The following is a 12,420-nucleotide window of genomic DNA, read 5'->3' as shown; positions in this document are numbered from 1 at the left end:
ATCAGTTCCCAGCGATATAGTCTTCGGGAACAAAGAACGTGTAATCCCGGTCCGCGACCGCCTCGTGACAGTCGTGGCAATAGGCAACCGCCGACGCACGAAAGCCCGTCGTGTCGCCAAACATCGACCCATCCGGCAGCACCATGATATAACGCCAGTCGGCGGTTTCTGGGCTGGCACCTTCCGGCAGTTTCTCCATTACGAACAAAGCGCCCGGGTGGATGTTGCCCTCGTCCGTGACCGTCACACTATCCTTGGCCAAGACCGAGCCAACGGGCAGCTTTTCGCCCTCTTGCAAGGTTCCGTAATTGTGCGCCATACGATTGGCATAGCTGTTCACGTAACGCTGCCCATGAGTTGCCGAGATATAGGGCGCATCATTGAACAGCGGCCAGTTCTGATAATTCATTAGCAGATCCAGATGCGCGGCGTCGTAACCTCGCGCCATGCGCCGCTGCAACGATTTGTAGATACGCGACGCCTCTTCTTTTGAGAGATCGGCAGGATTCTCAATGGCGATATGTGCATCTTCGTCGGTTGATTGCGCAGCAGCATTAGGGGCTGACACACCCGAATATGCCAGCGCAGCCAAATAGATCGAAATCAATCGTGTTAATCTTAAGATCATTAGGATGGCCCACCTGAATTCAAAAGGTTCGCCTGAACGCCGCTCGTTTTACTTGCAAAAAGGATAACGGCCCTGAACAAAAGCGCTAGCACCTGAACACAGCTTTCACCCCTTCGTGCACAAGAGTGAAGCGTTGAGCCGATGCTGACTGGGGAAACATACCAAATTACGCATACAAAAAACAGCGATCCGCGCAATAAATTAGCGCAGACCGCCAAGAGCCGATCGAAAAAGCTTAACTTTGCAGCCCTGCTTCGGCTTCGATCTGCTTGCGTGATTTGCGCGCGCGTTCGGTGGCCGATTTCAGCTGACCACAGGCCGCCATGATATCCTCGCCCCGTGTTTTGCGGATCGGTGAGGCATAGCCCGCCTGGTAGATAATGTTCGCAAATGCCCGAATGCGATTGTTCGAGCTGCGCTTGTAGGGCGCGCCGGGCCATTCGTTGAACGGGATCAGGTTGATCTTGGCCGGAATGTTGTGGCGCTTGATATGGTCGATCAGGCGGTGCGCATCCTCGTCACTGTCATTGACGCCATCCAACATCACATACTCAAAGGTGATCCGCTCGGAATTCGAAGCTTTGGGATAGCTGGCTAGCGCCTGCAGTAGTTCCTCGATATTCCACCGCTTGTTGATCGGCACCAGCACATCGCGGGTTTCGTTCGTGGTTGCATGAAACGAGATCGCCAGCAGACAGCCGATTTCCTCGGCCGTGCGCGCGATTTCAGGCACCACGCCCGAGGTCGACAGGGTAATCCGACGGCGCGACAGAGAAATTCCTTCGGGGTCCATGGCGATCTTCATCGCGTCGCGCACGTTTTCAAAGTTATAGAGCGGCTCGCCCATGCCCATCAGAACGATGTTCGATAGCAGGCGCGTTTCATCCTTGGGCGCACCGGGGACCGGCCATTCCTCAAGATCGTCGCGGGCCATCATCACTTGCCCGACAATCTCGGCCGCCGTCAGGTTGCGTACCAGTTTCTGCGTACCCGTATGACAGAACGAACAAGTCAGCGTGCACCCGACCTGAGACGAGATACACAGCGTGCCGCGATCTTCTTCGGGAATGTAAACCACCTCGACCTCGTGACCACCCGCTATACGGCACAGATACTTGCGGGTGCCATCCTCGGACACCTGACGGGTCACGACCCCGGGGATTTCGATGACGAACTTCTCGGCCAACTGCGCACGATAGGCTTTGGCCAGATTGGTCATTTCACCAAAGTCGCGCACGCCCCATTGATAGATCCACTGCCATATCTGCCCGGTGCGCATCTTGGCCTGTTTTTCCGGCGTGCCATTTTCGATCAGCACCTCGCGCAACTGGTCGCGGGTCAGGCCGACAAGGTTAATCTTCCCCTCGGGCAATTTGCGGGGGACGGTCATGACGTCTTGAGTGATCGGCGCTTTGGGCGACATTGGGGTACCTACTGGGACGTATCTCGAAGGATTCTGGCTTGGGATGCGCCTCTATATAGGATCGAGCGCAAAGATCAAAAGAATTCGTCCGACCTAATTCGCAAAGGCTAGCAATTCTTCCACACGCGCCCGGCCCAGCTCAACTCGGCAAGATGTGATGGCGATGCCGGAACCGGAGCCTCCGCCATAGGAAGCGCCGACGGCCTCGCATTGGGTATCCCGGTAAATGACCCAGGCTTTCTGTGCCGCCTCCAGCGCCGGTTGCGCGACCACGCGGCCAGTGACCTCGTCCAGTTCAGTGGCGGCCTGCTGCGCGATTCTGAAACTCGCTTCCACCGCCTGGTTGACCCGGTTTTCCATTTCACCAACGCATTCACCGATTTCCTCCTGCGAGCTTGCGTCAGAACACTCCAACGAAGGATCTGCGAGTGCCGCAGGTGAAAAAAGCAGTATGAGCAACAAGTAACGCATGTTCCATTCCCATCAGATGCTTCGCAAAAAACAACGATAGCACGCATCAACAAAGGCCCCAAAAACGGCTTGGCCGCACTGGCAATGCCAATGCGGCCACAATTGATGTCTGTAGGTTCAGAAAACCTGTTAGATGCCCGCAGGCAGAATATCGCAGTCTGCGGCGTCCAGCGTTTTCACGGGATCTTCCGGGCCGCACTGCTCACCAGTCACGGGGTAGGTTTCCGTTTCTTTTTCACATGCGCTCAACAATACGGCAGCCGTCATCATAAACGCGACGAGGGATTTGTTCAGCATTCGATGGCTCCTTCTGATTTTCTAAACTGAGTAGTTCAGAAAACCAGACATCCCGCCTTGATGCGGATCAAATTCCTAGATTGACTGCGCGTAAGATCGAGGCGTGGCTCTGCCAAAAGAAATCCCCGCCAAATGACGGGGTTTCGTGTCTCAACAGATGCGGATCAGTTGGTGCAGCGCGTCTCGGCGTCTTCGATCGCTGCGGTAAAGCCCAGAAGCGAGAAAGTGTCCTTGGTCTGCGTGCCACGCTCGGAACGAGCGGTCAGCACAGCCTCGGAACCGCGTTTCATTGCTGCAACAACTTTCAAGTCTTCACCTGCAGTTGCAGGCCACGCCCATTCGCCTTCGGTGATGAACTCGAACTCTGAACCGTCGATTTCAACATTCACGGTCGATCCCGGAGCAAAGGGATAGCCGCCGGTAAAGGTCACCTGTCCTTTGACATCCGCGTTAGGGCGATAGAACACGAACAAAAGAATATCGCTGCGGCGAACAGAAACCACCCGACCGCCACGCGTGTTGACGGTTTCCTTGGGGGCAGACACGCTCCAGCATTCGGTGGGATCGTCTTCGACGAAAACGCTCCAGTCCGTTTTTGCTGCCACGCGGTTGGTGCTTGTCGCCTGCTGAGCGGCTACAGTTGTGGCCATCCCTGCCACGCACAGGCCCGCGATCACACGGACGAGTTTCGATCCCATCTGTCCAGCCTCCTAGCTCGACCTAAACCTCATACCCATCGGAAACGCCTGCGCACCTTGCCGGGTCGTCTGTAAGTTGCGTATTCCGATGATTGCCGACATACACACACTAACGCAGGTTTCGCCACAGGCGAAAGGGCGATTGGCAGAATTTTGCGCATATTACGGAGGGGCCAGATGACGCAGCCGGTACCAATGACAGAACTGTGGCGAGGCCCCTTGCTGGAAAGCTTGCATCTGGGTCACGCGGTGATCTGTGATGACAGCGGTCAGATCGTGCAAAGCTGGGGCGATCCCGATGTAACGATCTATCCCCGGTCCTCGGCCAAGATGATTCAGGGACTGCCGCTGATCACCTCCGGTGCAGCTGCGAAATATGGGCTAAATTCCGAGCATCTGGCACTTGCCTGCGCCTCTCACAGCGGCGCGCATATTCATACGGATCGGGTGTCGGCTTGGCTGGACCATTTGGGCCTGACCGAGCATGATCTGCGATGCGGCCCGCAGGAGCCACAGGATATGGCCGCGCGGGACGGGCTGATCCTGGCCGACGATACACCCTGCCAGCTTCACAACAATTGTTCAGGTAAACATTGCGGGTTCCTGACCGTGGCGCAGCATATGGGTGCCGGGCCGGAATATCTTGAGATCGATCATGACGTGCAACAGGCTTGCCTCTCTGCACTAGAAGAAACGACCGGCGAAACCAGCCCGGCTTATGGTATCGATGGCTGCTCGGCTCCGAACTTTGCCACTTCGCTGGTGGGGCTGGCGCGCTCGATGGCGTGGTTTGCCTCTGCAGCTGACCGTTCTGACCGGGCTAGCGATGCGGCAGGTCAGTTGACCGCTGCAATGATCAAGCATCCGGAACTGGTGGCCGGTGAAAACCGCGCTTGCACCGAGCTTATGCGCGCCATGGAGGGTCGCGCCGCGATCAAAACCGGGGCCGAGGCCGTATTCGTCGCGATCATTCCGGAAAAACGCATGGGTGTGGCACTGAAGATCACCGATGGCACCACCCGCGCCAGCGAATGCGCCATCGCGGCCATTCTGGTGCATCTGGGCGTGCTGGAGGCCGAGCACCCGGCCACCCGCAACTTCATGAACGCCATCCAATACAGCCGCCGCGGGCTGGAATGCGGCCTGATCAGGCCCGCGCCGGGGTTCCCCGGCTGAGAATCACATTTCGATCGGATGCACCTCGGCCACTTCGACCGAGCCTGTTCCGCTCACAACCATGGGGCAGCCCTTGGCCATGTCAGTGGCGGCGTCGATGCTGTCGGCCTTGATGACGGTAAAGCCCGACGCCGGGTTTGCTCCACCATTGTCGACGACACCACCGGAACTGACCGTATAGGACTGGCCCACCGGATTACCGGGAATGTCCAGCGCGTCGCCCATGTTCTGGAACCACGCGCCCCAGGCGACCATGGTCGCTTCGATTTCAGCGGGATCAGTCGGGGTGTGACCGCCATGATAAACAAACAGAAATTGGGGCATTTCTTCCTCCCTGATGAAATCCTTAAAACTGAGCTTCCAACTTGCGTAGCGACGAGGTCCATCCCTGGTTGTGGTTCGCTGCGATCTCATCATCGCCCAGATCACGGTGATCCAGGATCAGGCGCGCGCCTTCGCCAGCCGCTTCGACGGTCAGCGTTACATGGCTTTCCGCACCGCGCCGGTCCTGATCGTCATGCCAGCCCCATGTGAACCCCACCGAATTGGGCGGATCGACATGGGTGACCTGCCCCGAGACCTTGTATTTCTGGCCCTCGGCGTTCTGCATGACCGAATACCACGGTCCAAGGCGCGAGAAATCCAGATCATGCTCGGGCACATGCATCCCTTCAGGCCCCCACCACTGCAACAGCTTCGCGCCATCGCTGATCCAGGCAAACAGGTTTTCCGGTGCGGTCGGGAACTCACGTTCCAGTTTCAGGTCGGCCATGAATTCTCCCTTTCAATCAAGTCGTTCAAACGGTCGAGACTGCTCTCCCAGAACTGTCGTTTCGAGATGGTCCACTCGGCAATCGCCCGCAGCCCCTCGGGCTGGATGGAATACATCCGTTGGCTGCCCTGAACCCGTTGCTGCACCAAGCCAGCTTCGCGCAGCACCTTCAGGTGGCGCGAGATCGCAGCGCCGGACATGCCGCGCCCTTCGATCAGATCACCGGCGGGAAGCTCTCCGTCTTGCATCAGTTGCTCGACGATTGAGAATCGGGTGGCATCGGACAAGGCCGAGAATGTGGTCAGAAGCGTATTCATGACCACTGTTTAACATTTTTGTTAAATAAAGGGAAGCCCCTGCTGTCACACGTCCGCAAAGTCCGCGCGGGCATATCCCTGAAGGTACAGCAGCGCCGTCAGATCCCCATAGTTGATCCGAATGTCACATTGCTCTGCGACAGAGGGTTTGGCGTGCAGGGCCACACCCGTTCCAGCCCGGCCCAGCATACCCAGATCATTGGCGCCATCGCCAACGGCAATGACATCTTCTTCGGACAGGCCCAGACGACTGGTAATCTGCTCCAGCGCGTCCACCTTGGCCTGCTTACCCAAAATCGGGCGCAGTACGTCGCCGGTGAGTTTGCCATTCTCGGCCAACAGCGTATTGGCGCGGTTTTCGTCAAAACCCAATTCACTTGCCACTTTCGCAGTAAACGCCGTGAACCCGCCCGAGACCAGCGCTGCATAGCCGCCGTTTGTCCGCATGGTTGCAACCAGTTCCGCGCCGCCAGGCATCAGCGTGATGCGTTCCTCAAGCACCTTGTCAATCACCGCCTCGTCCAGACTTTTCAGCAGGCCGACCCGTTCGATCAGCGCGCCTTCGAAATCCAGCTCACCATTCATGGCCCGCGCAGTGATATCCTTGACCCGGTCGCCTACACCTGCTTCATCGGCTAATTCGTCGATGCATTCCTGCTGGATCATGGTGCTGTCCATATCGGCCAACAACATCTGCTTGCGGCGTTTTTCGACCGGCTGCACAATCAGGTCGACCTCCAACAGCTGCAGCTCAGACCAGGCCTCCCACTGGTTGTCAGGCAGGTCGGCAAAGGTGAACTCTGCCACCTCATCCGGGCTGAGCCAGACCACTTCACCACCACCCCACGCATTGCGCAACGACTCGACCAGAGCGTACTCAAGCTTTGGCGTGTTCGGGTTGGTCAACAGGGTGGCTACGTACATCTTCAATCTCCAGAAAGCTCCCCTGCGCATATCGCAGGGGCGGGCAATTCACCAGAGACAGTTGGCGCATTTACTCCGGCATGCCGGACAAACGCAGCCCGTATTCACAAGCGCAGCCCGTCACGATGCCACAACCCGTATTTGCAAGCACGACGCGCTAGGTAACGGTTACCCATTCCAACCCAGCAATTCCGGATCTTTCCTGAATTTCTGCTTTACCCCCCGTTTATTCCGATACAGATTCAGCCGGGATAGAGCAGGCGCAAAGGGCAGAACAATATGGGCAACCCGCTTTATGACAGGCTGTTTGGCATTCACGCGGGCAAGGACACCCCCTTTCTGCATCTGCCCGATGGTCAGACCCTGACCCACGCCGCTTTTCTGGACATGGCCGCGCAGATCGCAAACGCCCTGTCCGGGTTCGAACTGGAACCCGGCGAACGGGTGGCCGTGCAGGTCGAGAAATCGCCCGAGGCGCTGGCGCTCTATACTGCCTGTGCGCAAACCGGGCTGATATTTTTACCGCTGAACACCGGCTACACCTCAGCCGAGCTGCAATACTTCATCGAAAACAGCGGTGCTAAGCTGGTCGTTTGTGACGATGCAAAAGCCCAAGGGCTTGCCCCTATCGCCGCCGCCCAGAACGCCCGGCTGGAGACATTGAACGCCGATGGGACGGGCAGCCTGACGCGGCGGGCCATGGGAATGCTGCCCGCGTTCGAACCCGTTCGACGAACCGAGGATGACCTAGCCGCGTTTCTGTATACGTCCGGCACCACAGGAAGGTCGAAGGGGGCGATGCTGACTCAGGCCAATCTGCTGTCGAATGCGGAGATGCTAGTGCAGGAATGGCGGTTCACCCGCGATGATGTATTGCTGCATGCGCTGCCGATCTTTCACACTCATGGACTTTTCGTGGCCACGAATGTGATCCTCGCCTCGGGCGGGGCGATGATCTTTCTGCCTAAATTCGATCTGGACGACATGCTGCGCCTGATGCCACAGGCCACGTCGATGATGGGAGTTCCGACATACTACACCCGCCTGCTGGGGGATGATCGTTTCACCGGCGATCTGACGCGGCACATGCGCTTGTTCATCTCCGGCTCGGCCCCGTTGCTTGCGGAAACTCATGAGCGGTTCGAGGCCCGCACCGGCCACCGCATCCTGGAACGCTACGGTATGACCGAGACAAATATGAACACATCTAACCCCTATGATGGTGAGCGTCGTGCGGGAACGGTCGGCTTCCCCCTGCCCGGCGTTGAGTTGAAGGTGACTGATCCCGCAAGCGGTGAGACGTTGCCCGAGGGGGAAATCGGCATGATCGAAGTGCGTGGCCCAAATGTGTTTCAAGGCTATTGGCAGATGCCCGAGAAAACCGCCGCCGAGTTGCGCGAGGACGGTTTCTTTATCACCGGCGATCTGGGGCGCTTGGATGAGGACGGTTATGTCCACATCGTAGGGCGCGGCAATGACCTGATCATCTCGGGCGGCTACAACATCTATCCCAAAGAAATTGAGCTGATACTGGACGACCAACCCGGCGTTCTGGAAAGTGCGGTGATCGGCGTACCGCACCCGGATTTTGGCGAGACCCCTGTGGGCATTTTGGTGCCGAAACCGGGTCAAACGCCAGATCTCGACGCCATCCTTGCCAATGTGCAAGAGGCACTGGCCCGGTTCAAGCACCCTCGCAAGCTGATCATTCTGGACGAGCTGCCCCGAAACACGATGGGCAAGGTACAGAAAAACGCGCTACGCGAGGACTACAAAGGCCTGTTCACAAAAGACTAGGGGTCAACGGAACACGGCCATTTTCGGTCAGCAGCAAACAGTCCCGCCCTTCAAAGACAGCCGGAACCAAGGGGCGCCACATCCCGGCACCTCCATCCAGATTGATACGGTTTCCACGATGCTCGGCCTGCGGCGCGGGCGTGTGCCCGTGAACAACCAGCCACGGATGCCGGCGAGGATCATCCAGAAACTCATGCCGTATCCAGATCAGGTCTTCCTCGGTCTGATCAGACAAGGGTACACCGGGGCGGATGCCAGCGTGAGCGAACAACACGTCACCCGCCAGATGGTGTGTCAGCAAACCGTTCAGAAAGTCGACATGTTCTGGCGGCACTTTGGCCCGCGTGCGCTCAAGAACCCGAAAAATTCGCTCATCAGGCAGGAAATCGACACCGTAAGAGGCCAAAGTTTCCGCCCCACCCAATCGGTCGTGCAACCAGTGCTCACCTACCCGCAGCTTGGCTTCGGACACGGACCCGTCCCGCATGAATCTGGCGAACATCCTGTCGTGATTTCCCAGCAGAAAGATCCAGTTTCGCCCTGCTTTCTGCCCTGCGATCAAATGGTCCAGAACTCCGCGGCTATCTGGTCCGCGATCCACGTAATCGCCCAAAAAAACAATCCGCGCATCAGACCCGCCGTCCCGTTCAATCAGGTGTAATGCTTTTTCCAGCATCTCGAGATGACCGTGAATGTCGCCGACGGCGTATATGGGGGATGGCATAAAAAACCCTCGGGTCTAATGAACACCTTGCTTGTGGCGCGAATTGGAGGGCGGGAAAAGAAAATACCCGCGCCTCGGTGGCGCGGGTACGAAATAGTCTCAGAAATTCAACACCACTTAGGCGACATCGAATTCCAGCGGCTTGACCTGTGTGAACAGACCTGTCTCAGCCAGCTTGGCGCGCGCCTCGGCTGGCACCGGCTCGTCCACATAAAGCAGCGCAATGGCTTCACCTCCCGCCTCGGCGCGACCCAGGGTAAAGTTCGCGATGTTAACGTTGGCCTCACCCATGGTCTGACCCAGCGTGCCAATGATACCCGGAACGTCTTCGTTGGTCGTATAAAGCATATGCGCACCAATCTCGGCATCGATGTTGATACCCTTGATCTGGATAAAACGCGGCTTGCCATCACTGAACACGGTCCCCCCGATCGAGCGCTCGCGCTTTTCGGTCACCACAGTCACCTTGATATAGCCTTCAAACGCCCCGGACTTGTCCTGATTAGTCGTAGAAATCTGAATCCCACGCTCTTTGGCCACAACCGGAGCCGAGACCATGTTCACCTCGGGGTTAAACTTTTTCATGATCCCCGCGATCACCGAGCAATTCAGCGCGGCCAGGTTCATCTCGGACGCCACACCGTCATACAGGATGTTGATCGCCTTGATCGGTTCATCCGTCATCTGGCCGATGAAACTGCCGAGATGACCGGCCAGTTTGATCCACGGCCCCATGACCTTGGCCTCTTCGGCGGTGACGCTGGGCATGTTCAGCGCGTTTTCCACCGCGCCGGTCAGCAGGTAGTTCGAGATTTGCTCGGCCACCTGCAGCGCGACGTTTTCCTGCGCTTCAGTCGTGGCCGCACCAAGGTGAGGCGTGCAGACCACGTTGGGTAGGTTGAACAACGCGTTTTCCTTGGCCGGTTCCTCGCTGAACACATCAAAGGCTGCACCCGCGACCTGACCCGATTGCAGCGCCTCAGCCAGTGCCTCTTCGTCCACCAGACCGCCGCGGGCACAGTTCACGATGCGCACGCCTTTCTTAGTCTTGGCAAGGTTCTCGCGGCTTAGGATGTTGCGGGTCTGATCGGTCAACGGCACGTGCAGGGTTATGAAATCGGCGCGAGCCAGCAGCTCGTCCAACTCGACCTTTTCCACACCCATCTTGGCCGCTTTCTCTTCGCCCAGATACGGATCATAGGCGACAACCTTCATTTTCAGGCCAAGTGCGCGTTCGCAGACGATGCCACCGATATTACCGGCACCGATCACACCGAGCGTCTTGTTGGTCAGCTCGATCCCCATGAACTTGGACTTTTCCCATTTACCCGCATGAGTCGATGTGCTGGCCTCGGGAATTTGACGCGCCACAGCGAACATCATCGCAATCGCGTGCTCGGCCGTGGTGATCATGTTGCCAAAAGGTGTGTTCATCACGATCACACCTTTTTTCGACGCCGCTTCTTTGTCGACATTGTCTGTGCCGATCCCGGCGCGACCGATGACTTTCAACTTGTCAGCTTTTTCCAGAATGGAAGGCGTGACTTTGGTGGCCGAGCGGATGGCAAGGCCGTCATACTGACCGATCACCTCGGCCAGCTTGTCTTTGTCCTTGCCCAGATCGGGCATAAAATCCACGTCGATGCCGCGATCGCGGAAGATCTGCACGGCGGTTTCGCTGAGCTTGTCAGATACGAGTACTTTGGGGGCCATATCTCTGGTCCTTGAATTTTATGGGAGGTCCGGGCCTTTGGCGGCCCGGTGAAAATTTCAGGCAGCTTCGGTTTGCGCGGCGATCTCAGCCTCAAAGGCCCATGCCAGCCAAGGCAACATCGCCTCGATATCCGAGGTCTCGACCGTGCCACCGCACCAGATGCGCAGACCCGCAGGCGCGTCACGATAGGCACCGATGTCCAGCGCGATGTTCTCGGCCTCCAACCGCTTGGCCACGGCCTTGGCGAATGCCGCACCGTCCTGAATACGCGCGTCGGTGAATTTCAGGCAGACCGAGGTGTTGGATTGAGTCGCCGCATCCTCAGCTAGGTTCGCGATCCAGTCATTCTGGTCACAGAACGCATGCACCGCTCCGGCATTGGCATCCGCACGGGCGATCAGGCCCTTCAGACCACCAACCGAGCGCGCCCAGTCCAGCGCGAACAGGTAGTCTTCAACTGCCAGCATCGAAGGTGTGTTGATCGTGGCACCGGTAAAGATACCGTCGATCAGCTTGCCGCCCTTGGTCAGGCGGAAAATCTTGGGCAGTGGCCATGCAGGTGTGTAGCTCTCCAACCGCTCAACAGCACGAGGGCTGAGGATCAGTATCCCATGGGCCGCTTCACCACCCAGCACTTTCTGCCAGCTAAAGGTGGTCACATCCAACCTGTCCCACGGCAGGTCCATCGCAAAGGCCGCCGAGGTCGCATCGCAGATCGTCAGACCCTGGCGATCATCCGCGATCCAGTCGCTGTTGGGAACCCGCACGCCCGAGGTGGTGCCGTTCCATGTAAACACAACATCATTGGCGAAATCGACAGACGCGAGATCAACGATCTGACCATATTCGGCGGTCTTCACTTCCGCGTCGATCTTCAGTTGCTTGACCACATCGGTGACCCAACCGGAGCCGAAGCTTTCCCACGCCAGCATCTCAACCTTGCGTTCGCCCAACAGGGACCACAGGGCCATTTCGACCGCGCCGGTATCCGAGGCGGGAACGATGCCGATCTTGTAATCTGCCGGAATACCCAGCACTTCGCGCGTGCCCTCGATAGCCGCTTTCAGCTTATCCTTGCCAACAGCGGCACGGTGCGACCGCCCCAGCGCAGCATCGGCCAGCTTGCTCAGCTCGAATGTAGGGGGTTTGGCGCAGGGGCCCGAGGAAAAACGCGGATTGGCCGGCCGCGCTGCCGGTTGTTCGATACTCATGTGTATTACCCTTCCAGATACACGCCCCTCGTTGGGGAGGGGTGTCCCGCGGACAGAGCTATGATGCACATGCAGCATCAGCAAGCATAAAAGACGCTTTGAATCCAGAAAACGACATCTGGAGAGGGTACAAATTAGAACAGAGGTTTCCGATTGGCGAAAAAACCCCCCGCTTTTTTGGCGGGGGGTTTTGTTTTTTTATTCTGCGGCGTCTTGGTATGCGTCCATTGGGGGGCATGTGCAGACGAGGTTTCTGTCGCCGTATGCG

General features: G+C 57.8%; 14 protein-coding genes. 2 read left to right on the top strand and 12 right to left on the bottom strand.

Going from position 1 to position 12,420, the window contains the following annotated elements:
• Window position 1: 1 nt before the first annotated feature.
• The 5 genes from ACR0D7_RS15110 to ACR0D7_RS15090 form a co-directional block, all read right to left on the bottom strand.
• Window positions 2-628: a cytochrome P460 family protein gene (locus ACR0D7_RS15110; RefSeq protein ID WP_480679731.1), complete on the bottom strand. Its 627-nt coding sequence runs from the start codon at window positions 626-628 to the stop codon at window positions 2-4.
• A gap of 235 nt (window positions 629-863) precedes the next feature.
• A complete protein-coding gene (gene rlmN, locus ACR0D7_RS15105) occupies window positions 864-2,051 on the bottom strand; it encodes a dual-specificity RNA methyltransferase RlmN (RefSeq protein ID WP_480679729.1) in 1,188 nt (395 codons plus the stop codon).
• A gap of 93 nt (window positions 2,052-2,144) precedes the next feature.
• Window positions 2,145-2,522, bottom strand: coding sequence for a lysozyme inhibitor LprI family protein (locus ACR0D7_RS15100; RefSeq protein ID WP_480679728.1), 378 nt, complete (start codon window positions 2,520-2,522; stop codon window positions 2,145-2,147).
• Window positions 2,523-2,651: 129 nt separating this feature from the next.
• A complete protein-coding gene (locus tag ACR0D7_RS15095) occupies window positions 2,652-2,819 on the bottom strand; it encodes a hypothetical protein (RefSeq protein ID WP_480679727.1) in 168 nt (55 codons plus the stop codon).
• Window positions 2,820-2,983: 164 nt separating this feature from the next.
• Complete coding sequence (locus tag ACR0D7_RS15090; RefSeq protein ID WP_170383834.1) at window positions 2,984-3,517, bottom strand: invasion associated locus B family protein; 534 nt, start codon at window positions 3,515-3,517, stop codon at window positions 2,984-2,986.
• A 177-nt stretch (window positions 3,518-3,694) separates the two neighbouring features.
• Here ACR0D7_RS15090 and ACR0D7_RS15085 point away from each other — a divergent pair, with 177 nt between their 5' ends.
• On the top strand, window positions 3,695-4,693 hold the full coding sequence (locus tag ACR0D7_RS15085) for an asparaginase (RefSeq protein ID WP_480679726.1): 999 nt from the start codon (window positions 3,695-3,697) through the stop codon (window positions 4,691-4,693).
• 3 nt (window positions 4,694-4,696) lie between these two features.
• Here ACR0D7_RS15085 and ACR0D7_RS15080 read toward each other — a convergent pair whose 3' ends face one another.
• Genes ACR0D7_RS15080 through serB form a run of 4 tightly spaced genes read right to left on the bottom strand, consistent with a single transcriptional unit; the run spans window position 4,697 to window position 6,706 of the window.
• Complete coding sequence (locus ACR0D7_RS15080; RefSeq protein ID WP_480679724.1) at window positions 4,697-5,017, bottom strand: YciI family protein; 321 nt, start codon at window positions 5,015-5,017, stop codon at window positions 4,697-4,699.
• 22 nt (window positions 5,018-5,039) lie between these two features.
• Complete coding sequence (locus ACR0D7_RS15075; protein ID WP_480679723.1) at window positions 5,040-5,465, bottom strand: SRPBCC family protein; 426 nt, start codon at window positions 5,463-5,465, stop codon at window positions 5,040-5,042.
• Window positions 5,453-5,782, bottom strand: coding sequence for an ArsR/SmtB family transcription factor (locus ACR0D7_RS15070; RefSeq protein WP_480679722.1), 330 nt, complete (start codon window positions 5,780-5,782; stop codon window positions 5,453-5,455). Before ACR0D7_RS15070 ends, ACR0D7_RS15075 begins: the two co-directional genes overlap by 13 nt.
• Before the next feature lie 45 nt (window positions 5,783-5,827).
• The gene (gene serB / locus ACR0D7_RS15065; RefSeq protein WP_480679720.1) at window positions 5,828-6,706 is read right to left on the bottom strand and encodes a phosphoserine phosphatase SerB; all 879 of its coding nucleotides are present in this window, start codon (window positions 6,704-6,706) and stop codon (window positions 5,828-5,830) included.
• A 279-nt stretch (window positions 6,707-6,985) separates the two neighbouring features.
• Here serB and ACR0D7_RS15060 point away from each other — a divergent pair, with 279 nt between their 5' ends.
• The gene (locus tag ACR0D7_RS15060) at window positions 6,986-8,503 is read left to right on the top strand and encodes a malonate--CoA ligase (RefSeq protein ID WP_480679719.1); all 1,518 of its coding nucleotides are present in this window, start codon (window positions 6,986-6,988) and stop codon (window positions 8,501-8,503) included.
• Here the strand turns inward: ACR0D7_RS15060 and ACR0D7_RS15055 are convergent.
• The 3 genes from ACR0D7_RS15055 to ACR0D7_RS15045 form a co-directional block, all read right to left on the bottom strand.
• The gene (locus ACR0D7_RS15055; RefSeq protein WP_480679718.1) at window positions 8,490-9,227 is read right to left on the bottom strand and encodes a metallophosphoesterase family protein; all 738 of its coding nucleotides are present in this window, start codon (window positions 9,225-9,227) and stop codon (window positions 8,490-8,492) included. The genes ACR0D7_RS15060 and ACR0D7_RS15055 overlap by 14 nt on opposite strands.
• Window positions 9,228-9,344: 117 nt before the next feature.
• Window positions 9,345-10,940, bottom strand: coding sequence for a phosphoglycerate dehydrogenase (gene serA, locus ACR0D7_RS15050; protein ID WP_170383821.1), 1,596 nt, complete (start codon window positions 10,938-10,940; stop codon window positions 9,345-9,347).
• A gap of 57 nt (window positions 10,941-10,997) precedes the next feature.
• A complete protein-coding gene (locus ACR0D7_RS15045; RefSeq protein ID WP_480679717.1) occupies window positions 10,998-12,152 on the bottom strand; it encodes a phosphoserine transaminase in 1,155 nt (384 codons plus the stop codon).
• Window positions 12,153-12,420 lie beyond the last annotated feature (268 nt).

This window comes from Ruegeria sp. BB7 (assembly GCF_056539365.1).
This window is presented reverse-complemented; position numbering and strand designations above follow the sequence as displayed.